The sequence below is a fragment of the Nocardia sp. bgisy134 genome, assembly GCF_965341865.1.
In the GTDB taxonomy this organism is placed as follows: domain Bacteria; phylum Actinomycetota; class Actinomycetes; order Mycobacteriales; family Mycobacteriaceae; genus Nocardia.
The window spans coordinates 122,125-144,935 of sequence record NZ_CBDQZP010000011.1 but is presented as its reverse complement, the minus strand read 5'-3'; the positions used below and the strand labels follow the sequence as shown (position 1 = coordinate 144,935).

Genomic DNA, 22,811 nt, shown 5'->3' with positions numbered 1-22,811 from the left:
GGGCGGCGCCGCCGGTGCGCCTGTGCATAGCTGAAAGGCGTTCGCGGACAACAACGCCGCCTACATTGTCGAACTCCGCATCGCATGCCCGCCGCGATGGCAGACGTCGCGAGGCAGACGAACGCGATACCCGGAATGCGTTTTCCCGGTGGAGATTTCGCAAAACGGCCCGTTTCGCACGTTCGGACGTAGGATGAAGACGGCCGATCACGGCCTCTTGGGGACGCATCGGCTGTCTTGCCCGAACGAAACACGTAGGGAAACACGATGAGAGTCAATCAATTCGCCGCTTCCGCCTTGCTCGCGATCGGGGCCATCGGAATATCCGCGGGCACGGCAGACGCCGCGCCCACCGACCCCGCCGCCGAGGTGTCCGTGCGCGGCGTCGACCACGGCATCGGCTACACCACCGGACCGACGTCGGACGGCAGCGGCATCGTCACCACCGTCGACGACGGCGCGTTCAGCCTGGCCGCCGACGCACGAACGGTCAGCCTCACCGACGCCACGGGCCGCATCGTCGCGACCCTGCCGACAGGCTTCACCGCCCAGGGCCAGACCTTCGGCCTGACACCGCGGATCACCGACGCGGGCCGGACGCTCACCCTCACACCTGCGGGCGCACCGGTGGCCGCCACCCAGCACCTGCGTCAACTCGTCGAATACGACGAGACCGTCGCGCGCAAGCAGCACAACGCCGCGGTCGGCGCGCTGATCGGCGCGGGCATCGGCGCGGTGATCGGCTTCTTCCTCGGCGGCGTCGGCGCCTTGGTCACCGTCCCGATCGGCGCGGGCATCGGCGCACTGATCGGCTTCGCCACTCCCTGATCGAGATCCGCCGCCGTCGCCGGATGCCGCTCCGGTGACGGCGCGCGGCGATCGGTAACGCCCGCGGTGCGACGGGCGTGTCCGCCTGCGTCGCAGCACGTTCGAGAGCGGCGCCGGTATCCGTCTGCGCTAGGCTCGCCACCGGGCGCCCACCTGCGCGCGCCCGCTCGGATGGCCCGCCCCAGGAGGCATGTCGCATGGCCGACGCCCGCTTCGCCCGCACCAAACGCATCATGCTGTGGACCGATCTCGGCTTCTTGGCCTACTGGGTCGCGACGGCGCTCGGCGCGGTCAGTGTCGGGACGGATCCCTTTCTGCGGCAATGGAACTGGTCGTTCCTCGGGCTCGATCTCGCCGCCATCGGCATAGGCCTCGCGAGTCTCGCTGTGGCGCGCAGGCAGCCGCCACTGGCCGAGCGGATGATGCTGGTCTCGCTGACCGCGACCGCCGCCGCCGGCCTGATGGCGCTGAACTTCTACGCGGTGCGCTGCGAATTCGATCCCGCATGGTGGATCCCGAACGCCTGGCTGCTCCTCTTCCCTTCCGTCGCCATGACCGTCATCATGGTCACCTCCGCCACTCGCCAGCAACTCCGCGATGCTGGATGATCGCTACCGCTCGTTCCGCGCGCGTAAACACCCCTTGTCGCGATGATCACCACTGATCACGGCGGGTTCGACGAGCTGCGCAACCAAGCTATGTTGGGTACGAATTCTCCTCGGGCACAACACTCTTCGGGCCGTACCCGCAGGCAACAGCAGCAAACGCCGACCGCGACAACCGTGTGACACGACACGGCCGACGCGCCGATTCGTTGTGAGAATCACTAAGTTCGGTGTGTCGTAATCATCGCTATGATCTTGGTTGCGATATGTTCGCCGAGAATTGGTGCCGCCGCCCGCGGCCCTGGGCAGCTACGGAGACGAAGGAGGTGTGCCAGCCTGCCACGACCATTCGCCACGACGGCGATGGCGTGGGTGCGTCTCCAGCGACCCGTCCCGATCGACAACTGTTCACGCGGTGACCGAAGTAGTTCCACCGCGTCGTTCCCACACTGCCAACCAGCCCACCGGTGGCCGCCGCGGACCCTCATCCCACGGTCGTCCATCGGCGATGCCCGATGCCGGAAAGAAAGACCGTGTCCAAAGTCGCGACTCGAATACTGATCCTCGTCTTGAGCATCCTGTCCCTAGGTGTGATGGGCGCGCCGGCGCAAGCCAGCCCCCTGTACCCCGAACCGGATCCGGATCCGTTCTACAGTCCGCCCGCCGAACTGGCCGCGCTGCAACCAGGCGACGTCGTCCGCACCCGCAGGATCGACACCACCCTCTACGGCGGGACCGAAGGCTGGCAGGTTGCCTTCCGCTCCACCAATTCCGGCGGCAAGCCGATCATGGCCATCACCACCGTCTTCCTGCCCGCGGGGGTGAGCAACCCACCGCTGGTCTCCTACCAAGCGCTGATCAATTCGCTCGGCTCCCGGTGCAACCCTTCGCGCTCGCTGTTCAACGGTGAACTGCAGGACGCGGTCGGCGCCATGCTGCCGATCGGCCGCGGCTGGGCCATCTCGATGCCCGACTACTTGGGGCCGACCGTCGCCTACGGCGCCGCCAAGCTCAGCGGGATGATCACGCTGGACAGCGTGAAGGCGGTACAGAAGGTCGCCGAACTCGGCCTCGGCAGTTCGCCGGTCGCGATCGCGGGCTACTCGGGCGGCGGCATGGCCACCGCGTGGGCGGCCGCGCTCCAGCCGACGTACGCCCCCGATCTGAAGCTGACCGCAGCCGTCGCGGGCGGCGTCCCGGCCGACCTCGAGGAGATGGCGCTCGGCCTCGGCTTCGAGCCACATCCGGGCTTCGGCCTCGCCTTCGCCGCGGCGATGGGCCTGGAACGGGAATACCCGGAGCGGCTGCCGATCTCGGATCAGCTCAACGAGAACGGCCTGTGGTTCCGCGAGTTCACCCACGACGCGTGCCGCCGCTTCCTGTTGTTCCACGGCGCCTTCCGCAGCGCGGAGCAGATGGCCGCGTCCAAGAGCCTGATGGACAGCCCCGAGGCGCGAGAAGTGCTGCACGAGAACAGCCTTCGCCTGTTCCCCGGCGTGCCGACGGTGCCGACCTACCTGTGGCAGGGTCGCTACGACACGCTGACGCCGTTCAACTCGCTGGCCGAGACCGCCGACCGGTACTGCAAGGCGGGTGCTCCGGTGAAACTGGTGCCCTACGATATCGCCGAGCACATGACCGCGGCGGTCGCCGGTTTCACCGACGCGTGGGACTATGTCGAGTCCCGCTTCCGCGGCGACCCGGTGCCCACCAGCTGCTGATCGACCGAACCCGAAGGGACGCCCCGCCTTGCGGCCGGGCGTCCCTTTCGTCTTTTCCGAGTGTCGCACCGGGCGTCAGAGCGAACCGCCGCCGCCGATCATCCACGGGTTGAACGTGCACGGCACGTCGACGGACGCCTGCGGGTCCAAGGCACGCAGCGCGATCGCGGCGGCGCGTGGCGAGTACATGAGCGTCAGGTGATCGGACATGTCCTGCTCGCAGCCGTCCTGCAGCGTGATGTTCTGCACGGGGGCGTCCGGACCGGGCTGCAGGAACGTCCATTCGAACGGGTTCGAGATCTGGTCGTGCCTGGTGCCGACCGCGGTGTACTCGACGCCGGGCACGGTGTCGCCGTCCGCGTTCAGCCTGGCGTAGAACTCCGAGCCGACGACCTGCTGGATGTTGGCCTGGCCGATCAGCGGCCGGTAGAAGCCGAGGATGTTGATGCCCAGGTTGGTGATGAGCCGCCCCAGGGTCGCCATGCCCATCAGCGAGGTGCCGTGGTTGGTGCCGCCGAAGGAGACGAGCTTGCCGACCTTGCCCGCACCGCCTTCGAATTTCAGGTACTGGCTGGAGACCGGGCCGCCCTGCGAGTGCGCGACCAGGTCGACCTGCTCGGCGCCGGTGGCGGCCAGCACGGTGTCGACGTACTCGCTCAGCTGACGGGCCGAATCCTCCATCGGACCGACACCGTAGCGGCCGGGCAGGAGCGGTCCGAGGCCGCCGCCCTCCAGCACGCCGACGCGGCCGAAGTTGAAGGTGAAGACGCAGTATCCCGCGCGCGCGAGCCGCGGCGAGAAGTACGCGAAAGTGTCGTAGGCGTTGAGCCAGGTGCCGTGCACCAGCACCACCGGACGCGGATGTTCCGCGCTGGGACGACAATTCGGCTGATTCGCGCCGGGGGGCGCCGCATCGGGATGGGACAGTCCGTTGACGAACGCCGCGAGGTAGGCCGACACCTCGGGCCCCTCGCCTGCCACCCGGGTCGCCTGGCTGCGCCCGGCCGAGCCCGAGCCGCTACCGGTGTCCACGATGGGCTGCACCTGCCTGCCGTCCGGCGCGGGCAGCAGCCCCGCACCGACCAGATCCGCGAGCTGTTGTTCGGTCGAGGCGGGCTCGGGCGCGGCCGACGCGGGACCGACGACGTGGGTCGTGCCGAGCACCGTCACACCCGCGACGATCGTCGCCGCGAGCACGCCGCGTAGTCGTTCGGTGGGTCTGTGCCTGGCTCGGGCCAGAGAGACAACCCGCATGAATCACGCTCCAAAACTAGCGATGAAAGTTTCCGATTCACCGTAAGGGCGATAAACTAGCAGTGCAAGTTTTTGTCTCCTGCGACAATGCTGCGACAGGACAAGGAGGCAAACTCGTGGCCCGACCCCGCCACCCGCTGCTCACGCGCGCGCGCATCGTGGCCACCGCGCTGGCACTACTCGACGCCGAGGGCATGGCGGCGGTGTCTACCAGGCGAATCGCCGCCGAGCTCGGCGTACAAGGCCCCTCGCTCTACAACCACGTGGGCACCAAGGACGAACTCATCGATGCGGTTGCCGACGCGGTGCTCGGCGAGGTCGACACCGGCATGTTCGCCGCGCTCGGCGTGGAGAATCCGGATTGGCGTACGGCGCTGTGGGATTGGGCCCACTCGTACCGCGCCGCCATGGCCGCCCATCCGAACATCGTCCCGGCGCTGGCGGGCGGGCCGGGACACCGCCCCAATGCGCTGCGGATCGCCGACGCGGTGTTCGGCGGCCTCGTCGCGGCCGGCTGGCCGCGCCGCGAGGCGACCACCGTCGGCGCGCTGATGCGCTACTTCGTCACCGGCTCCGCGCTCGCCTCGTTCGCCGCGGGGTTCCCGGCCGACGCCACCGTCTACGGCGGCGACTATCCGCACCTGAGCGAGGCCCACCTGCTCGCCGACCGGCAACACCGCATCGACGAGGATGCCTTCGAGGTCGGGCTCCGAGCCCTGCTGGACGGACTCACCGACCGCTACCGCGCCGTCCGCGCCGCACAGCCCGATCGCCACTGATTCGCCACCGCGCGCGGGGTATGCGTCCGGCGACGGCGAAGCGAGTCCGAATTGTCCGGATAGGGTGGAGCCGTGAACGTAGAGGTAACACCCTTGCCGGGTATTGGTGTACGCAAAGACTTTCCCTTGAAGAACAACCGGCGCGTCGGCGTGATCGACCACCGCGACGGCACTTTGGACCTGATCATCGGCAAGCCCGACAACCCCGACGTCACCGACCAGATAGCGCTCACCCAGCGCGAAGCGGCATTGCTCGCCACCCTGCTCGGCGCGCCGCAACTGGAGGCGCAATTGCAGGAGGAGCACCGCGAATTCGACGGTGTCACCACCCGCCAGCTCACCGTGCGCGGCGGATCCCCTTACGACGGCAGGCCACTCGGCGACACCCAGATGCGTACTCGCACGAAGACGTCCATCGTCGCGGTCGTGCGCGCCGGGCACGCGATCGCCTCGCCCGGACCGGATTTCGTGTTCAACGCCTTCGACGTCCTGATCGTCGTCGGCACCGCGGACGGCCTAACCGCCGCCGCCGGTATCCTCACGGACGGCTGAGGCATGGTGGCACACGAAACCGCGCTCGCGTTGATTCAGCTGGGCGCGGTCTTTTTCGGTCTCGGTCTGCTCGGGCGCGTCGCCGCCCGCATCGGCATGTCGCCGATTCCCTTCTATCTGGTCGGCGGCCTGCTGTTCGGCACCGGCGGTCTCGTCGAACTCGACCACGTCGATTCGTTCATTCACCTGGCCAGCGAGATCGGCGTCGTCCTGCTCCTGCTGCTGCTCGGCCTGGAGTACAGCGCCGCCGAGCTCGTCACGGGCATGCGCCGATCCTGGGCCGCCGGTGTGATGGACCTCGCGCTCAACGCCACCCCCGGCGTCCTGGTCGCCCTCTTCCTCGGCTGGGGCCTCGCCGGCGCCATCGCGATGGCGGGCGTCACCTACATCTCCTCCTCGGGCATCGTCGCCAAGGTGCTCAACGATCTCGGCAGGCTGGGCAACCGGGAGACGCCGACGATCCTGTCCATCCTGGTGTTCGAGGATCTGGTGATGGCGGGCTATCTGCCGGTGCTGACGGCGGTGCTGGCGGGCGCCGGATTCGTGGCCGGTCTCACCACGCTGGGGATCGCGCTGCTCGCCGTCACCGTGGTGCTCGTGGTCGCGCTGCGCTACGGACGATACGTCTCGATGATCGTGGACAGCGACGATCGCGAGATCTTCCTGCTCAAGCTGCTCGGTTCCGCCCTGCTGGTCGCCGGACTCGCCTCCGCGCTTCAGGTCTCGGCGGCGGTGGGGGCGTTCCTGCTCGGCATCGCGATCTCGGATTCGACGGCGCACAACGCCACCAAGATCCTGGAGCCACTGCGTGATCTGTTCGCCGCGCTGTTCTTCGTGCTGTTCGGGCTGAGCACCGATCCGGCGACCATCCCGCCGGTGCTCGGCTGGGCCTGCCTGCTCGCCGCGGTCACCACGGCCACCAAGGTCGCCACCGGCTGGTGGGCCGCCAAACGTGCGGGGAGCTCGCGCTACGGCCGGGCGCGCGCGGGCACCGCACTGGTCGCGCACGGCGAGTTCTCCATCGTCATCGCGGGATTGGCGGTCACCGCGGGCGCGGTGCCGACCGAGTTCGCGGCGCTGGCCACCACATATGTGCTGCTCATGGCCGTGCTCGGTCCGATCGCGGCGCGCGTGGTCGAGCCCGTCCTGGTGTGGCGCGACCGCCGAGCGGCCCGTCCCGCCTGACCGGCGCTCGCCCGCGCACCACCCGGCTCCGACACCCGGCCCCTCAGCGCAGCGGGGCCGTTTGGGTGTTCGATCGGCCCACGTACTCGTCGTTGAGCAGGTGATAGGCCTGCCCGAGATCGGTCAGCGCACGCCGCCAACGGGATTCGGCCTCGCCGCCCACGGGGCTGCGGCTGAGTTCGAGCAGCGCGGCGGTGGCGTCGGCCGACCGGACCGCGGCGGCGAGCAGCGCAGGCGCGGGCTCGGCGGTGGCGTCGGCGGCCATCGCGTCGATGCGGTCGTGCAATTCGACGGCGTCGGCGCACATTCGCTCGGCCGCGTCCTCGTGTGCGGTGTTCACCTGACCCGATTCACCACCGACCACGTGTTGCAGGAGACCGACCAACAGCGCGCGCTCGGCGGTGACATCCCGCGGCCCGTCGAAGGGCGGGTCCAGGTTGTTGTCCGGGTCGACGTGCAGTATCGCCAAGACGGCCCGCAACTGCGCGATGGTCACCACTTTCTCGGTCCCTCCCTGCCCTGCGCCGGGCTCCCGATATGTTCGCCCGCCTCGGATTTCCCCGTCACCGCCCATCCCTTCCTAGTCGGCCGCGCGGCGCGCGAAACTCCGTCGCCACCGGGCCGGGGATAGTGTTTGCCAGATCTTCACTGAACGAGGGTCAAACTATCCAAAACATCGGCGGATGTCTCGGGAATCGACATCTACGACGGGTCGCTACGGGGTGGCGGACCCGCGCCCACGGCGCGTCGCGATCTTGCTCGCGCACTGCCGATCGCGAATAGGATTGCCGGAGAAGCGCGCTCACGATCCGTGCGGCCGCGGGGAACGTGGGAGACGACAATGACCGGACCGCGACGGCCGACCGCCGCCTTGCGCCGGCTCGCCGCACTCGCGGTAGTGGTATTGACAACCGGTGGCTGCGCGACCTTGCTCGGTGAGCCCGCGCCGCCGCCCTCGGCCGACGAGATCGCGGCCGCCACAGCCGAATTGACCGATTTGCCGTCTTCCGAGGTGGCCGAGCGGCAGCTCACGGCCGTCGTCGACCAGATCGCGGCGGCCGCCTCGGCGATCGCTCCCGCACTGCGCTGGAGCCGAACCGAGGACCGCGCGCTCGGCCCCTGCTACGGACCATACGAACACACCGGCGGCAGGCGCGTCGTCCTGCCGCACTACCGAGCCGACGGTTCGCTGCCCAACGGGGCGTGGCCCGGGTTCCAGGAGACGGCCCGCGCGCTGGCCGCGTCCGTCGGCGCGACGGACATGCTGCCCGGCGCAGACTCGTCGCCGGACCGGTACGTCACCTTCGAGGGCTGGGACGGCGCGAAGTGGGACAGCAACACCGAGCTGTCGATCTACGCCGACGCGCGGTCGATGACGATCGCCGCGACCGTGGGCTGCCGGGTGCCCGACGGCCACTCGGCAGGCGGGTGAGGGTGATCAGGCCGCCAGGTGCGCGCTCTCCTCGCCGAGCGCCCGTTCGCGCAGCGTCTTCAGCGTCTTGGCGAGAATGCGCGAGATCTGCATCTGTGACACCCCGAGTCGCTCCGCGATCTGCGTCTGAGTCTTGTTCTCGAAGAACCGCATCACCAGCACCTGCCGCTCCCGCTCCGGCAGGTCGGCGATGAGCGGACGCACCGCCATCGCGTCCTCCAGCAGCCGGTAGCAGGGTTCCTCGGCGCCGAGCACGTCCACGGCGGCCCGCGCGGAACCGTCGTCGTCGCCGTCGCGGTACGCCGCGTCCAGCGAGCTCGACTGATAGCCGTTGCTCGCTACCAGCGCCTGGGTGATCTCGCTCAGCTCCACGTCCAGCTCGGCCCCGAGTTCGCGCGCGGTGGGCATACGGCCGAGCCGCTGCGCCAAGACGTCGGTCGCGGGCCCGATCGATTGCTGAATCTCCTTGAGCCGCCGCGGAACCCGCACCGACCAGGTGCGGTCGCGGAAATGCCGCCGCACCTCCCCCATCACGGTCGGCACCGCGAACGACAGGAACGAGCTGCCGCGGGAGACGTCGAAGCGGTCCACGGCCTGCACCAACCCGAGCCGGGCGATTTGGTGCAGGTCGTCGAACGCCTCGCCGCGGCCTGCGAAACGACGCGCGATGTGTTCGGCCAGCGGCAGGCACATCCGCACGATGTCCTCCCGCACCCGCTGCCGGTTCGGGTCGTTCTCGTCCAGGCTCGCCAGCTTCTCGAACCACGGCTCGACGTTGTCGTAGGTGTCCGTCCGGGCGATGTCGTCGTCCGCGGCGCGCACCGTCGATTCCTGTTTCATCCGATGTACCTCGTTTCCAACCGAATTCGACTACTGATCGGGTACCCGCCTCTCCGTTATCGAAACGTGATGGCGCACAATCGCCGATCACCTGCGCCGACGATCTCCCGCCACGGCATCAGAGGATGGGCCGCCCGCCGGTCACCGCGAGCCGCGCACCGGAGATGTAGCTGCTCAACTCCTCCTCATGAATTCCTGCGCTTTGGCTTTCACACCCTGGGCGATGAGGTGCATGGCATCGGGATCGCCGCGCAGCACGGCTTCGGCGGTGTCCTTCAACTGCTCCCAGGTTGCGTGCGGCGGGATGGGCGGCATCTCGGGATCGCATTTCACGTCGAGCAGCACCGGGCCGTCGGCGCTCAACGCGCGGTCCCAGGCGGGTCCGAGCTCGTCGGCGGAGTCGACCGTGATCGCGGCGAGCCCCATGACCCGGGCGACGTCCGCGTAGGACACATCGGGAAGCGACTGGGATTCCTCGAATTTCGGCGCGCCGCCCATCGCGCGCAGCTCCCAGGTCACCTGATTGAGATCGTTGTTGTGGAATACGCAGACCACCAGCCGCGGATCCGACCACCGGTGCCGGTAACGAGCGATGGTGAGCAGTTCGGCGAGCCCGTTCATCTGCATGGCGCCGTCGCCGACCAGCGCGATCGCGGGTCTGCCCGGATGGGCGAACTTGGCGCCGATGGCGTACGGGACACCCGGCCCCATCGTCGCCAGCGTGCCGGAGAGCGAACCGCGCATCTGGCCGCGGAAGCGCAGGCACCGGGCGTACCAGTTGGTAGAAGAGCCCGAATCAGCGGTGACGATGGCGTTGTCGGGAATGCGCTCGGACAGCTCCCAGACCACCCGCATCGGATTCAGTGGCCGCGCGTCCAGCATGGACTGCCGTTCCAGCGTCTCCCACCAGCGGGCCACGTTCTTCTCCACCGTCTCCCGCCACGACCGATCGGTCTTGCGCTGAACCAGCGGAATCAGCTCGGCCAGTGTGGATTTGGCGTCCCCGACCAGATTGACCTCGGTCGGGTACCGCATCCCGATCATGGTGCCGTCGATATCGATCTGCACCGCCCGTGCCTGACCGAACTCGGGCAGGAACTGCGAGTACGGGAAGTTGGAGCCGACGATGAGCAGGGTGTCGCAGTCGCGCATCAGCTCGTAGCTCGGCTTGCTGCCGAGCAGGCCGATCGGCCCGGTGACGAAGGGAAGATCGTCCGGAAGCACATCCTTGCCCAGCAATGCCTTCGCCACGCCTGCCCCCGTGCGGTCGGCAATCTCGAGCACTTCCTCGGCGGCCGAGCGAGCGCCCTGGCCGATCAGGATTGCGACGCGCGAACCGGCGTCCAGTATCTCCGCGGCGCGGCGGATCTGGTCCCGCGCGGGAATCACCTGTGCGGGCGGCACCGCACCCGGCGGGCTGGACGGCACCTGTTTGAACGCGTGCCCGGGTGGCTCGTACTCCTCCTCCTGTAGATCGGAGGGAATGATCACCGCCGTGGGCGCGCGCCGCGAAATGGCAACGCGGAATGCGCGATCGAGCGCGTTGGGCAACTGACTGGCGACGTTCACCTCGACCACGTAGTCGGCGACGTCCTGAAACAGGTTCTGTAGGTTCACTTCCTGCTGGTAGCTGCCGCCCATCGCGCTGCGCGCGGTCTGCCCGACGATCGCCACCACCGGCACGTGATCGAGTTTCGCGTCGTAGAGGCCGTTCAGCAGATGGATCGCGCCCGGCCCCGAGGTCGCGGTGCAGACGCCCGCGTTGCCGCTGAATTTGGCGTAGCCGGTGGCCTCGAACGCCGACATCTCCTCGTGCCTGGCCTGGATGAAGGCGGGATCGTCGTCGGCCCGCCCGAAAGCGGCGACCAAGCCGTTGATGCCGTCACCTGGATAGCCGAAGACCTGCTCGACACCCCATTCTCGCAGTCGCCGCACGACGTAGTCGCCGACCTGTTGGGCCATGGTTCCTCCCTGTCCGTGCGTCACTGGGCTGCCCGGCCTCCTAAGCGGTGGCGCGGCGATGTTTTCGGTGGCTGGTATCGCATAGGGGGTAGTTCTTCGAACGGCGGCACAGGCAGATCGCGACTTGGAAGCGGTCACAGCGGATGGTCTTCCCGTCGGCAGTCACGAGTTCGACCGGCCCCTCGACGAGGGCGGGACCGTCGGCGGTGAAAGTGACTCGCCTCGGCTCATTTTCGGATGCGGTCGGCACGGATCACCACCAGATCTTCCCTGTCCTGCCCCGGTTCGATGAGCCCGACCGAGGCGAGCCAATCGGCGCGCCCGCGCAACACGGGTCCAAACGGCACGGTGTGACGGGCCACGATCGCGGCTTTCAAGCCTGCGTCCCGCAATTGACACAGCGTGCTGTCCGGATCGGACAGCATCGAGTGCACGACCAGCGCCGCGCCGCGCGGATTCAGCAGACCCGGCATCATCCGGCACAGCCGGTCGAGGGCGTTGCGACCGTGCTCGCCCGCATCCCAGGCCCGCGCCGCACCGCGGCGCTCCCGCTGCGGCGCGGGGACGTAGGGCGGATTGGCCAGCACGAGATCGAAGCGGCGTCCACCCAGCACCGACGCGAAGTCGCCCCGGATCACCTCCGCCCCTATCCCCCGCACACGGCAGTTCAACCACGCGGATACCGCGGCGGAGCGCGAGATGTCCACGGCGGTGACCGCCGCGGCTCCGCTACGCACAGCGGCGATCGCCAGCGCCCCGCTGCCCGTGCACACGTCGAGCACGTGCCCACCGCGCGGGACGCCCGCTTCGCTCAGCGCCCTGGCCAGCAGCCAGGTGTCCGATTGCGGGCGGTACACCCAGGGCGGTCGAATCAACATCACGTACAGCGGGTAGCCGGATCGCGCCGACCTAATCGGCCCGCGTCGCCGAAACCCGCTCACTGTCGCGCAGCGAACTGCGCCCCGCCTCCCAACAGTCGAGCACATGATCGGCGAACTGGTCCTCCAGCAGGTTCGTCGCCTGGATGCCGAACACCACCGATTCGGTCAACGCGGGCTCCTGGGCGAGCAGATCGCCGATCACGTCGCGGCGCATGACCTGTTCGTGCACCGCGTCGGCTTCCACGTGCTCGCGGTAGAACAGGGTGCACGCCGGGTCGGCGTCGAGGCGGCGCAGTGCCTGCACCATCCGCTGCGCGCCCGGCGGCGAGCTGATCTCCACGGTCGCGAAATGCCCGACCAAGGCCCCGCGCAGGGACCGGTGCAGACCGAACAACGAGATCGTGTCCATCAGTGCGAACATCGGCGCGGGGATGACGTTCAGGTAGTGCAGATAGTCCGGATTCAGGCCCGCCGCGGCCATCAGGTCCGCGTACAGCCGGGCGTGTACCCGTTCGCCGCGCCCGCCGCCGAACTCGTCGAACTCGACCGCGACCAGCGACGCTTTCGCCTGGCCGCGCAGGCGGGGAATCGCCCAGGCGTACGGGTCCGCCTCCTTGTGGTGATAGAGCGAGCGGTGTACCAGGTACTCCCGCATCTGCCACCATTCGCCGCGATCGAGCAGGAACTGGCTGGGCCCGCGCGCTTCCACCGGCGTGACGAGCAGCTGTTCGAGTTCTGCTTCGAGATCCGTCCCGCCGGGGACCGCGTCGCGCAGCGCGTTCAGGAGTCGCTGTTCCATCGCCGCACGCAACGCCAGCAGGGCCGTATCCCACTCCCAGCCGGGATCGACCTCCGCGAAACCGTAGTAGTGCAGCTCGTAGCAGGTGTGCAGCGCGAGGAGCAGATCCTCGCCGAACGGATCGACCGGCCCCGGCCGCGGTGCGGCCCGCCCCGGCGCACCGCGCAGTAGATCGACCACCGCCGCGGACAGATCACCGCGCGGGTCGGGCAGAGGGAGGGCTTCCGGGGCCACGATCGCTGTCATGCTGGTCGCTTACCCGGCTCGGGCGGCGGTTATCGCCCAGTAGTGACGCTGCCTGGACCCTTCAGACATCACGAGACGCAGCGGTTGTCACGAGACGCAGCGCAGCCGCTCGGCGGCGACTTCGGCGATCGTCGTGGCGGCCCGCACGGCCGCGCCACGCGTCTGCCACGCACGCCAGCGGCCGGTGTCCAGGTCGCGCGCCCGTGCCAGCAGGGCGGGCCAGTCGTCGAGATCCGGCCAGCCGTCCACCGTGATCGCCATCCCGGCCGAGGCGAGCGTGTGCGCAATGGCTTCCTGTTCGCCGAACGGGCGCGGCGCGGGCACCACGACGGCGGGTTTGGCGGCGGCGGCGACATCGGCGACCGCGCCCTGCCCCGCGTGCGTCACGATAACGTCGGCCCGGCACAGCTCCGGCCACGGATCGTCCACCAGATCACCCAATCCGACACTGCGCCAATGGTATTCGTGGTGCCGCAGGGCGCAGGCGCGCACCTTCGCCGCGGTGAACGCCCCGCCGCACGCACCGCCGACGACCAGCACGGTCGGCCGCCCGTCGGGTGGCGGGAACGCCGGGGGGCGGCCGTCGAATCGGGTGATGCCGCCGACGTAGCGGGTCTTGTCCGCGTAGGGGCGCAGCCACAGCGGATCGTAGAGATCGCGCGTCCACCCGGCGATCAACCGGTCGGCGACGCGGTACATCAGCTGGTGGGCGGGATCACCGCGGGCGCCGGGCAGCGCCATGCAGACGACAGGCACGCCGTGCAGCCGGGCCAGCAGCGCGACCTCGACGGACGCGTCCACCACCACCGCATCCGGCCGGGTGTCGGCGAGCCACGCCGCGATCGTCGCCATCCGCTCGACGAGCCCCCGGTCGTGGCGGGGTGCCCAGTGCAGAACCCCGGCGGCAGTGGGGTCGGCGGTCACCGCGGCGGGGTTGTCGGCGGGCAGGTGGACGACGTCGTCGAAGACCTCGTCGCCGGACACGGTCAGCGCGGACAGCGCGGTCACCGGCTGGGCGAGGCAGGCGCGGATACGGCGAGCGCGGAGCAGATGACCCGAGCCGTGATGGTGGATGTAGTAGCCGATCACGTGGCCCTCCACTGTCCGGTGGGCCACGCGCCGGTTTCCGTTGTGGCCATCGGACCTCCCGGCGGAACTGCTGTTACCTGCGATGATGCGGATCTACCCGGCTGCGGGCGGGACAAACCTAGATCACGTTCGCCCCCGCTGACCTCGGCGCTTCGTTTGCCGAAAGCGGACGAGGGTAGGCGGTCGGTGGTCCACCAGCGACACCACCGAGCCGAGGAGGCAGCGATGCAGATCGGATACAAGCTGGCGGCAGAGGGATTCGGCCCCGCCGAGCTGATCCGCCAGGCCGTGCAGGCCGAGCGCGCCGGCTTCGATTTCGTCGAGATCAGCGACCACTTCCACCCCTGGCTCGACAATCAGGGCCACTCCCCGTTCGCCTGGACGGTGCTCGGCGCCATCGCGGCGCGGACCGACCGCATCGGCATGGCCACCGGCGTGACCTGTCCGATCCTGCGTTACCACCCGGCGATCGTGGCGCAGGCCGCCGCCACCATGGCGCTGGTGTCCGACGGACGCTTCACCCTCGGCGTCGGTTCGGGCGAACGGCTCAACGAGCACATCGTCGGCCTGGAGTTCCCCGACTCGGTGCGGGTGCGCCACGACATGCTGCGCGAGGCGCTCGACATCATCCGGCTGCTCTGGAGCGGCGGCTATCGGTCCTACGAGGGCCAGTACCTGCATCTCTCGGACGCGCGGATCTTCGATCTGCCCGACGAGCCGCCGCGGATCGCGGTCGCGGCGGGCGGCTCGTCGTCCGCCAAGCTCGCGGCCGAACTCGGCGACGGCCTTTTCGCGACCACCGCCGACCCCGGGATCGTCCGGCACTACCGCGAGAACGGCGGCACGGGGCCGCGCTACGCCGAGGTGCCGCTGGCCTGGGCCCCCGACGAGCACACCGGCGCGCAGGCCGCGCTGGAGACGACCCGCTGGGCGCTGTCCGGCTGGAAGGTCATGAGCGAACTACCCAATCCGGTCAACTTCGCCGCCGCCAGCGCCACCGTGCGCGAAGAGGACATTCGCGACCACTTCACCTGCGGCTCCGATCCGGAGCGCTACGTCGAAGCCGTCCGTGCCTACACCGACGCCGGATTCGACCATCTCGTCCTCCAGAACGCCGGACCGGACCCGGACGGCTTCCTCGAGTTCTATCGCGACGAACTCGACGAGAAGCTGCGCCGCTCGCTCACCCCCGCCGCTAGTCCGAGCTGAGCGCCGAGCGCCTCGCGGTTGCGCGCGCCCGCCGCCGTGCCTCCTGCATCTCGGCGAGCTCCTGTTCGAGCGCCTCGGCGATGCGGAACTGGCCGGTGTCGTAGATGCCCGACGAGCGAACCACCTCGTGGAGGGCGCCGTCCGGATCCGGCGGCGCCGCGTTGCGCTCCTTCGCGCTCGCCTTCTCCTTGACCGGGCGCGCCGCGGTCGGCTTGTCGATCTCGATCGGCTTGGTCGGCGGCGGCGGAGTCTGCCGGACGACCACCTTGGCGGCCACCGGCTCCGGCGTCCGCGCCGGGGTGGGCTCGGCCACCGGCTTGGTCACCTTCGCTGCCGCGGCGGGCTTTTCGACCTTCTTCGGCTCGGGCTTCTTCGGGGTCAGGGCCGGGGCTGCCACCCCGTTGACCGATACCTTCCCGTTGCCGCTCGCGGCCCGCGGGGCTTCGGCGAAGGCGTCCTCGACATCGGGCACGATCTGCTCGACGTCGACCTCGGGCTGCGCGTACTGCTCCTCGACGATCTCCCGCTCGGCGACGTGCACCACGGGAGCACCCGCTGCCGCGGCCGCCGCAGCCGCCCGCAGATTGACGACCGCGGGCAAGCTGCGCCGAATCTGCTCGGCCGGATCGGGCAGTTCGCGGACCTGTTCGGTGGCCCGATGGATGGCGAGGCCGTACCGCGCGCTGGCGGCGTCGTGAATCAGCAGAGCCACACCGATCATCACCGGGGCGATCGCGTGCACGGCCACCTCGTACCACTGGCCGCCCCGCAGGTACGGGTAGGTGTTGAGACCGACGGTCAGTGTCAGCAGCGCCATCTCGGCGGCGGCGACCTGACGCCGGTTGTCGATGACGCCCCACTCGGCCACCTTGTTGGTGCCGATCATGATGATGATCAGACAGACGCTGATCATCCCTTCCAGCAGATAACTGAACCAGTAGAGCGGATCCTTCGCTCCGCCCGGCGCGATATTGTGCTGCACGTTGACCGCGGACCACAGCATGCCCGCACCGACCACACCGGCCAGCGCGCGCAGCGACCAGGCGCGGTGTCGGTACAGCGAGGCGAGCTTCGCGTGCGGACTGGATTCGCGCCGCTGCGCGGCAATCGCCTTGCGGGCGAGCAACAGATCTCGCATATCGGCCTTCGCGATTTCCTCCGCCGTGTGCCTGGCGCGGTCGGAGGCGACCGCGGCGGCCTGTACCTCTTTCCACCGCTGTCCACGGTCCTGTTCGCGAATTCGCTCGGCGAGGTCGCGTTCGGCGTGTAGTTCGTCTTCGGACAACGCCTCGGTCAGAGCCGGGTCGAACTGATAGGCAAGCCGTCCGCGGGCCTTTTCGACCCGTCGCGCCAGCTGCGTGACCTCGTCCTCGATGGGGTGCTCTATGGTCAAATCGACCTCCGACCGTGGAGATCCGATGGCAGGCAAGTGATCACGAGTGTGAACAACACCCCACATTCATAGTCGATGCGTCGTTGCCAGCAAAACTATAGATTTGCCGCGTCGCGAATCCAGTCGGCGCGCCGGGTCCGACACGACGGGGATAAGGATGTCCCATCGAATCATGGACGGCGCGTTCGCGCTCGCGCTGACGCGGAACCGCCACCGAGATGTCCGCGGGCGCGCGGTCCACGAAGATCGACCGCTCTGCCGAGATCAGTTCTCCAGCAGCGTCGCACCCACCGCTTGCACGCCGCCGAGGACCTCGTCGACGCGACGCAGCGTATCGGCGTGCAGGCCGATGTTCGCCGCGAACAGATTGTCCTCGATATGGGAGGGAGTGCGGCTGCCCGGAATCGGGACCACGTGCGGATCCTGGTGCAGCAGCCAGGCGAGCGCCAACTGACTCCGGCTGATGCCGAGCTCGGTCGCGATCGCGTGCAGCGCGGCGTAGGAATCGTTGTTCGCGGCGAGATTGGCCGCGTCGAACCGGGGCAGATTGGCGCGGAAATCGTCGTCGCCGACACGATCCACCGTGCCGGTGAGGAATCCGGCGCCCAACGGGCTCCACGCGACCACACCGACACCCAATTCCCGTGCGGTCGCGAGCAATTCGGGATCGACCGGACGCCACATGGACCATTCCGCCTGCACCGCCTGGACCGGATGCGCGGCGTGCGCGCGGCGCAACTGCTCGGCGGTGACGTTGGACAGGCCGAGATAGCGCACGAGGCCGTCGGCCACCAGCTCACCGACCGCGCCCGCGGTGTCCTCGATCGGCACCTCGGGATCGGGGAAGTGCGGGTAGTACAGGTCGATCACGTCGGTGCCGAGATTGCGCAAGCTCTGCTCGGCGTAGCCGCGCACGTAGCGTGGCTCGGCGTTGACGGCCAGCTCGCCGAACGCGAAGCCGACCGGAAATTTGTGCGCCGCGGCGCCTTCGGGGATGCGGAAGCCGAACTTGGTGGCGACGGTGACCTCGTCGCGGCGGCCGCGGAGCGCGCGACCGATCAGTTGTTCGTTGTGGCCGTCGGCGCCGTAGCCGTCGCTGGTGTCGACGAGCGTGGCGCCCTGGTCGAAGGCGTGCCGGAGCGCGGTGCGGCCGCGGTCGTCGTCGACGGCTCCGTACATGCCCGGCGAGAGCACCATTGCGCCGAAACCGACTGCGGATACCGGGATTTCGCCGAGGTGGCGCACGGGGATCTTGGTCATGACACCACTCTCGCCGACGACGCACCGCGCCGTCCAAGTCATGTTGGTATAACCAACCGTTATGGACGTCGATCTGCGGGACCTGCGCTACCTCGTCGTGGTGGCGGAGGAGGCCAACTTCACCAGGGCCGCGGCACGCGTCTTCGTCTCGCAACCCGCGCTGTCCAAGCAGATCCGGGCACTGGAACGCCGCCTCGGCTTCGACCTCTTCGACCGCACGCCGCGCGGCGTCACGCTCACCGCGCAGGGCGCCGAACTCCTGCCTGCCGCGCGCGAGATCCTCGAACGATGGGACCGCGCCTACCCGCGCGCCCAGGCGATCGGCCGCCCGCGGACCCTCGTGGTCGGCATGCAGACTGCGGTGGGACGGGACTTGCAGCGCCGCGCGATCACCCGGTTCCGCGCGACCGCGCCGGACTGGACCGTCTCGCTGCGCCTGGTCGGCTGGTCGGATCCGACGGCCGGGCTCGCCGACGCCTCCAGTGATGTCGGCATCGTCTGGCTGCCCATCCCGCTCGACGGGCTGAGCACCCGAATCCTGCGTCGCGAATCCCGCGGCGTGATGCTGCCCGAGGGTCACCCCCTCGCCGACCTCGCCACGATCGCGTTCACCGATCTGCTCGACGAACCGTTCGTCGCGCTGCCGAGCGCAGCCGGGTCGCTGCGCGATCACTGGCTGGCGATCGAGGCACGCGGCGGGCATCCGGTCCGCATCGGCGCCGAAACCACCGGGGCGGACGAGACGTTCGAGGCCATCGCCTCGGGGCTCGGCGTCGCCTTGGTGGCGGCGGGCAACGCCGACCTGTATCGACGGCCCGGCCTGGTGTATCGCCCGGTGGACGGTCTCGATCCGGCCGAGCTGGCCGTCGCGTGGCGCCGCGACGACACGCGACCGGCCACCGCTCTGTTCGTCGACTGCCTCACCGAGCACTGAGACGGTGCGGCACGCCGCGCGGAGATAGCCGAGTGGTTACTCGATAGCCAGTACGGTGTGCCTGAACGTGTGCGACGGACCACCGACGAGTCACGGAGGTACACCATGGCGCGGCGAGCGCTCGGCAGGCCCGCGATCGTGCTTGCGGCGGTCGCCGCGGCGACGGTCGGCACGCTCGTCCCCGGCACTGCGCACGCCCAGAACACCGATCCGATCACGGCGAACCACGTCTTGTTCGCGCACCCGGTGGCGGCGGGCGGTTCGCGCATAGTGGATTACACCGTCGTGGACGACCGGCACCTGACGCTGAGCGTGTACTCCGCGGCCATGGACAAGCCGGTCACCATCACCGTGCAGCGACCGGCCGACACGTCCGTACCGCGCCCGACGCTGTATCTGCTCTCCGGCGCGGACGGCGGCGAGGGCACCGCGAACTGGGATCACCGCACACCGCAGGCGCTGGAATTCCTCGGCACCAAGGACGTCAACGTCGTGCAGCCCATCGGTGGCGCGTGGAGCTACTACGCCGATTGGCGGGAGCCGGATCCGAAGCTCGGTGTGAACAAATGGCAGACCTTCTTCACCCAGGAACTGCCGCCGCTGATCGACGGCGCGCTGGGCACCAACGGTCTCAATGCGATTGCGGGACTGTCGACTTCGGGTACCTCGGTGCTGCAACTGCCGATCGCGGCGCCCGGTCTCTTTCGCGCGGCGGCGGCCTACAGCGGATGCGCGCAGATCAGCGATCCGATCGGGTACTCGTTCGTCAACCTGTCCGTCGGGGTGTGGGGCGGCGGCAACACCGACAACATGTACGGCCCGGAGGGCGATCCGATGTGGGCGGCCAACGACCCGTACGTGAACGCCGAGAAATTGCGCGGGGTGGAGTTGTTCATCTCCAGCGGCAGCGGGCTGCCCGGCCCTTACGAGACGCTCGACGGCCCGTTCGCGCTGCCCGGCGTGGGCGGACTGGCGAACCAGGTGCTCCTCGGCGGCCTGATCGAGGCGGGCGTCAACTACTGCAGCCACAATCTGCAAGCCAAGCTGAATTCGCTCGGCATCCCGGCGACCTACGACTTCCCGCCGACCGGAACACATTCCTGGGGTTACTGGCTCGACGCGCTGAAGCTGTCCTGGCCGGTACTGGCGCGTGGCCTGGAGCTGCCTGCCTGATCCAGCTGGGTATGGATTCGGTTCGCGGCGAGAGTCCGGCCGCTCCCGGCGATTCCTCCCCCGGCATTCGCGCCAGCCGGCGCGACGGATCGGTTTACGCTGGGTGACTGACCGGTTGCCAAGGCAATGCTGACATCCACTCATTGATCTTCGATCAGTAGGAGGAACGGATATGCCTACTCGTGACACCGCTTGGCCGCAGGGCACGCCGTGCTGGGTCGACTGCCAGGTCGACGACCCCGCTCGGGCCAAGGAGTTCTACTCAGCGCTGTTCGGCTGGGAGATCGACGAGGGCCCGCCGGAAGCGGGTGGTTATCTGATGGCGATGCGCAACGGATCCGCGGCGGCGGGCATCGGACCCAAGCCGGAGAACATGGCGATGCCCTCGGTGTGGACGACTTACTTCGCCGCCGATCGCGCCGACGATGTGGCGCAGAAGGTGACCGCCGCGGGCGGCACCGTCCTGATGCCGCCGTTCGACGTGCTCGATGTCGGCCGCATGTTCGTCGCCACCGACCCGACCGGCGCGGCCTTCGGCGTGTGGGAAGCCAAGCAGCACACCGGCGCGCGGATCTACAACGAGCACGGCGCGTACTGCTGGAACGAGCTGCACACCCCCGGCTACCAGCAGGCGCAGCAGTTCTACTCCTCGGTGTTCGGCTACACCTACCAGGAGATCGGCGACGGCCAGAACTTCGTCTACTCGACGTTCACCGTGCCGTCGGGCAGCGACGTCGCGGGCGGCATCAACGACGACACCAAGGGGCGGCAGACCGAAGCGCCCCCGCACTGGCTGGCCTGGTTCCAGGTGGACGACACCGACGCCGCGCTCGCCAAGGCGGCCGAGCTCGGCGCCGCCGTGCTGGCGGGACCCGACGACAGTCCCTTCGGCAGGATGGGCGTGCTCCGGGGACAGCAGGGCGAGGTGTTCGCGGTCATCGATCCGACTCGCGCCGTCGGCCAGCCGCCGACGCCGAGCTGACCGACAGCCTCGCACCGGAAAGCGCCACTGGCGTAGCTCCGCCCGCGCACCCACAGTGCGCGGGCGGACTCGGTCCGCCGCCCGTCAGGCCGCGCGGCGCAGGCCGACGAAGAAGCGAACCCACCCCGGATAGCCTCCGGTGTCCACCTCGTACATCTGGAAGTCGACGACGATCGGCCGGCGGGTCACGCGCTCACGCAGACGCAGGACCGCCGAGGCGTCGGCGAAATCCACCACGCCGTCGCCCCACATGCGGCGGAAGTCCGGATACCTGCCGAGCTCGTCGAGCAGCGCGGCCGACCATTCGCCGGGCGGTGTGCGGCCCATGCGCGCCCGCAGCGTCGCGACCGACAGTCGCGCGGCTTGTTCCCAGTCGACGAGGACGTCTTCGGCCACCGGGTCGCCGAAGATCCAGTGCAGCAGATTGGCGCCCTCGGGCAGGTCGTGCAGCATGGCGGAGGCGACGGCGTTGCAGGCCAACAGATTGCAGCGGGAGTCGACATAGCCCGCCGGATTGGGGTCGTGCAGCTCCAGCCCGCGCCGCATCGCCGGGGTGATGTCGGCGCGCAACTGGGCCACCGTGGGAATCACGGTGTCGGCCAGCCCCGCCAGATCGAACAGATGCCTGCGCTCGGCTCGGCTCAGGGCACACACGCCGTCCAGCGAGCGGGCCAGCGCCTCGACGACCGACCGCGTCGGGTGATCGCGCTCGCCCTTCTCCAGGTGGGTGACGTAGCTGGCGCTCATGCCGGTGACGGTGGCGAGCTTCTCCCGGGAGATGCGGCGATCGTCGCGCAGCTGCCGAAGCCATCCACCGAATGTCGGCGGGCGCACCGTATGCCGGTCGCCGTCTCCGCTCGGCCGTTCGACCACAGCAATCCTCCCGGGCACGTCGGGCACCGCGGTGCACCGGCGTCGAACCGGCTGGGCGACCGATTGCCTCGCAGAATAACGGGCAGCGACGGCAATGATCGAGCTAATCGGAGCCCGCCCGCAAGCGCGGCGTGTCGGCCCGGTTCGCCACTCGATTGCCGAGTGCTATCCCCGACGCTACAGCCGCTACCAGGGGAAATACGGGAACGGCGATGTCGAGAGTTGGTCGGCCGCATCGAAATCAGCGACCGGGTTCGCGTCCCGGCCGCCGAGGCGTCGGAGTCACCGAGCGGTCGAACCGGCTGTTCGACAGCGCCCGCCCGCCGGGATACCGGCGGCGCTACAGCAACGCGCAGGTAGCGCGAGCCTGACCGCACACGCGAACGCTCGGACGGGCCGGCCACTGCCGCCGGCCCGTCCGAGCGCTCGCGTTCAGGCCGCCACTCGCCCTTTGCGGACGCCCTCGGCCAGCACACGCACGACAACGGCCTCGGGCCGTTCCCGCGATCGGATGAACGCGACCGGCTGCCCCTCCACGAGGGTGCGATAGCCGACCATCTCGATACTCGAATAGTCCACGTACACCAATGCGCGTGGGTCCGACGCGGGTTCGATGAAACCGAACCCTTTCGGCGCGTCGAACCACGCCACCGTCCCGCGCGACCAGCTCGCAGTTCCCGACCGTGCAGGCGTCATGGGCATCACCTCCGGGTCCTAGCCGCCCCCTACGAGCAGCCGGTGCCCGCGGATTTCCCGATTCGCCGTGATCGAAACAGTGCCCGGGGTCGATGTTGCCGGACGCGCGCGCCGATGT

At 69.2% G+C, this 22,811-nt stretch carries 23 protein-coding genes; 11 read left to right on the top strand and 12 right to left on the bottom strand.

Translation table 11 applies throughout. The features are described 5' to 3' along the window. The first annotated feature begins 267 nt into the window (after positions 1 to 267). The 3 genes from ACRWNM_RS20630 (at position 268) to ACRWNM_RS20620 (ending at position 3,154) form a co-directional block, all read left to right on the top strand. On the top strand, positions 268 to 828 hold the full coding sequence (locus ACRWNM_RS20630) for a hypothetical protein (RefSeq protein ID WP_431969678.1): 561 nt from the start codon (positions 268 to 270) through the stop codon (positions 826 to 828). A 197-nt stretch (positions 829 to 1,025) separates the two neighbouring features. After that, a complete protein-coding gene (locus ACRWNM_RS20625; RefSeq protein ID WP_431969677.1) occupies positions 1,026 to 1,436 on the top strand; it encodes a DUF5360 family protein in 411 nt (136 codons plus the stop codon). Between the two features lie 590 nt (positions 1,437 to 2,026). After that, positions 2,027 to 3,154 (top strand): lipase family protein, encoded by a 1,128-nt coding sequence (locus ACRWNM_RS20620; protein WP_431969800.1) that lies wholly within the window; start codon positions 2,027 to 2,029, stop codon positions 3,152 to 3,154. 75 nt (positions 3,155 to 3,229) lie between these two features. Here the strand turns inward: ACRWNM_RS20620 and ACRWNM_RS20615 are convergent, their stop codons facing one another. After that, on the bottom strand, positions 3,230 to 4,408 hold the full coding sequence (locus ACRWNM_RS20615; RefSeq protein WP_431969676.1) for an esterase/lipase family protein: 1,179 nt from the start codon (positions 4,406 to 4,408) through the stop codon (positions 3,230 to 3,232). Between the two features lie 116 nt (positions 4,409 to 4,524). Between ACRWNM_RS20615 and ACRWNM_RS20610 the strand changes: the two genes are divergently transcribed. From ACRWNM_RS20610 to ACRWNM_RS20600, 3 genes are all read left to right on the top strand, one after another. Next, positions 4,525 to 5,187 carry a TetR/AcrR family transcriptional regulator gene (locus ACRWNM_RS20610; RefSeq protein ID WP_431969675.1) on the top strand — a complete coding sequence of 221 codons (663 nt, stop codon included), beginning with the start codon at positions 4,525 to 4,527 and terminating at the stop codon, positions 5,185 to 5,187. Between the two features lie 72 nt (positions 5,188 to 5,259). Further along, a complete protein-coding gene (locus ACRWNM_RS20605; protein WP_431969674.1) occupies positions 5,260 to 5,739 on the top strand; it encodes a cation:proton antiporter regulatory subunit in 480 nt (159 codons plus the stop codon). Between the two features lie 3 nt (positions 5,740 to 5,742). Beyond that, a complete protein-coding gene (locus ACRWNM_RS20600) occupies positions 5,743 to 6,924 on the top strand; it encodes a cation:proton antiporter (RefSeq protein ID WP_431969673.1) in 1,182 nt (393 codons plus the stop codon). Between the two features lie 43 nt (positions 6,925 to 6,967). Here the strand turns inward: ACRWNM_RS20600 and ACRWNM_RS20595 are convergent, their stop codons facing one another. Beyond that, positions 6,968 to 7,423, bottom strand: coding sequence for a hypothetical protein (locus tag ACRWNM_RS20595; RefSeq protein ID WP_431969672.1), 456 nt, complete (start codon positions 7,421 to 7,423; stop codon positions 6,968 to 6,970). Positions 7,424 to 7,765: 342 nt separating this feature from the next. On the opposite strand from ACRWNM_RS20595, the gene ACRWNM_RS20590 reads away from it, so the two are divergent. Then, positions 7,766 to 8,356 carry an LppA family lipoprotein gene (locus ACRWNM_RS20590; protein ID WP_431969671.1) on the top strand — a complete coding sequence of 197 codons (591 nt, stop codon included), beginning with the start codon at positions 7,766 to 7,768 and terminating at the stop codon, positions 8,354 to 8,356. A 6-nt stretch (positions 8,357 to 8,362) separates the two neighbouring features. On the opposite strand, the gene ACRWNM_RS20585 is transcribed toward ACRWNM_RS20590, so the two are convergent. The 6 genes from ACRWNM_RS20585 to ACRWNM_RS20560 all read right to left on the bottom strand — a co-directional run bounded on the left by ACRWNM_RS20585 (position 8,363) and on the right by ACRWNM_RS20560 (position 14,173). Continuing rightward, a complete protein-coding gene (locus tag ACRWNM_RS20585) occupies positions 8,363 to 9,196 on the bottom strand; it encodes an RNA polymerase sigma factor SigF (RefSeq protein ID WP_431969670.1) in 834 nt (277 codons plus the stop codon). Between the two features lie 174 nt (positions 9,197 to 9,370). Next, positions 9,371 to 11,158 carry a thiamine pyrophosphate-requiring protein gene (locus tag ACRWNM_RS20580; protein WP_431969669.1) on the bottom strand — a complete coding sequence of 596 codons (1,788 nt, stop codon included), beginning with the start codon at positions 11,156 to 11,158 and terminating at the stop codon, positions 9,371 to 9,373. Between the two features lie 40 nt (positions 11,159 to 11,198). Continuing rightward, on the bottom strand, positions 11,199 to 11,408 hold the full coding sequence (locus ACRWNM_RS20575; RefSeq protein ID WP_431969668.1) for a CDGSH iron-sulfur domain-containing protein: 210 nt from the start codon (positions 11,406 to 11,408) through the stop codon (positions 11,199 to 11,201). Then, positions 11,386 to 12,036 carry a HemK2/MTQ2 family protein methyltransferase gene (locus tag ACRWNM_RS20570; RefSeq protein ID WP_431969667.1) on the bottom strand — a complete coding sequence of 217 codons (651 nt, stop codon included), beginning with the start codon at positions 12,034 to 12,036 and terminating at the stop codon, positions 11,386 to 11,388. The genes ACRWNM_RS20575 and ACRWNM_RS20570 overlap by 23 nt, the downstream gene beginning before the upstream one ends. Before the next feature lie 31 nt (positions 12,037 to 12,067). Further along, entirely contained in the window at positions 12,068 to 13,084 is a 1,017-nt protein-coding gene (locus ACRWNM_RS20565) for an iron-containing redox enzyme family protein (RefSeq protein ID WP_431969666.1), read from the bottom strand. Positions 13,085 to 13,171: 87 nt separating this feature from the next. Then, positions 13,172 to 14,173 (bottom strand): glycosyltransferase, encoded by a 1,002-nt coding sequence (locus tag ACRWNM_RS20560; protein WP_431969799.1) that lies wholly within the window; start codon positions 14,171 to 14,173, stop codon positions 13,172 to 13,174. Positions 14,174 to 14,398: 225 nt separating this feature from the next. Between ACRWNM_RS20560 and ACRWNM_RS20555 the strand changes: the two genes are divergently transcribed. Then, positions 14,399 to 15,382, top strand: a complete 984-nt coding sequence (locus ACRWNM_RS20555) for a TIGR03557 family F420-dependent LLM class oxidoreductase (protein WP_431969665.1) — start codon at positions 14,399 to 14,401, stop codon at positions 15,380 to 15,382. On the opposite strand, the gene ACRWNM_RS20550 is transcribed toward ACRWNM_RS20555, so the two are convergent. Continuing rightward, positions 15,369 to 16,775: a hypothetical protein gene (locus tag ACRWNM_RS20550; RefSeq protein WP_431969664.1), complete on the bottom strand. Its 1,407-nt coding sequence runs from the start codon at positions 16,773 to 16,775 to the stop codon at positions 15,369 to 15,371. The genes ACRWNM_RS20555 and ACRWNM_RS20550 overlap by 14 nt on opposite strands. 264 nt (positions 16,776 to 17,039) lie before the next feature. Continuing rightward, positions 17,040 to 18,035, bottom strand: coding sequence for an aldo/keto reductase (locus ACRWNM_RS20545; protein ID WP_431969663.1), 996 nt, complete (start codon positions 18,033 to 18,035; stop codon positions 17,040 to 17,042). A gap of 61 nt (positions 18,036 to 18,096) precedes the next feature. On the opposite strand from ACRWNM_RS20545, the gene ACRWNM_RS20540 reads away from it, so the two are divergent. The 3 genes from ACRWNM_RS20540 (at position 18,097) to ACRWNM_RS20530 (ending at position 21,124) form a co-directional block, all read left to right on the top strand. Next, positions 18,097 to 18,969 carry a LysR family transcriptional regulator gene (locus ACRWNM_RS20540; RefSeq protein ID WP_431969662.1) on the top strand — a complete coding sequence of 291 codons (873 nt, stop codon included), beginning with the start codon at positions 18,097 to 18,099 and terminating at the stop codon, positions 18,967 to 18,969. Positions 18,970 to 19,074: 105 nt separating this feature from the next. Beyond that, entirely contained in the window at positions 19,075 to 20,142 is a 1,068-nt protein-coding gene (locus ACRWNM_RS20535; RefSeq protein ID WP_431969661.1) for an alpha/beta hydrolase, read from the top strand. A gap of 172 nt (positions 20,143 to 20,314) precedes the next feature. Beyond that, positions 20,315 to 21,124, top strand: a complete 810-nt coding sequence (locus ACRWNM_RS20530; RefSeq protein ID WP_431969660.1) for a VOC family protein — start codon at positions 20,315 to 20,317, stop codon at positions 21,122 to 21,124. 84 nt (positions 21,125 to 21,208) lie between these two features. Here ACRWNM_RS20530 and ACRWNM_RS20525 read toward each other — a convergent pair whose 3' ends face one another. Together ACRWNM_RS20525 and ACRWNM_RS20520 are read right to left on the bottom strand one after the other, a co-directional pair. Continuing rightward, positions 21,209 to 21,997, bottom strand: coding sequence for a helix-turn-helix transcriptional regulator (locus ACRWNM_RS20525; protein WP_431969659.1), 789 nt, complete (start codon positions 21,995 to 21,997; stop codon positions 21,209 to 21,211). A gap of 432 nt (positions 21,998 to 22,429) precedes the next feature. Further along, on the bottom strand, positions 22,430 to 22,693 hold the full coding sequence (locus ACRWNM_RS20520) for a cold shock domain-containing protein (protein WP_431969658.1): 264 nt from the start codon (positions 22,691 to 22,693) through the stop codon (positions 22,430 to 22,432). Positions 22,694 to 22,811 lie beyond the last annotated feature (118 nt).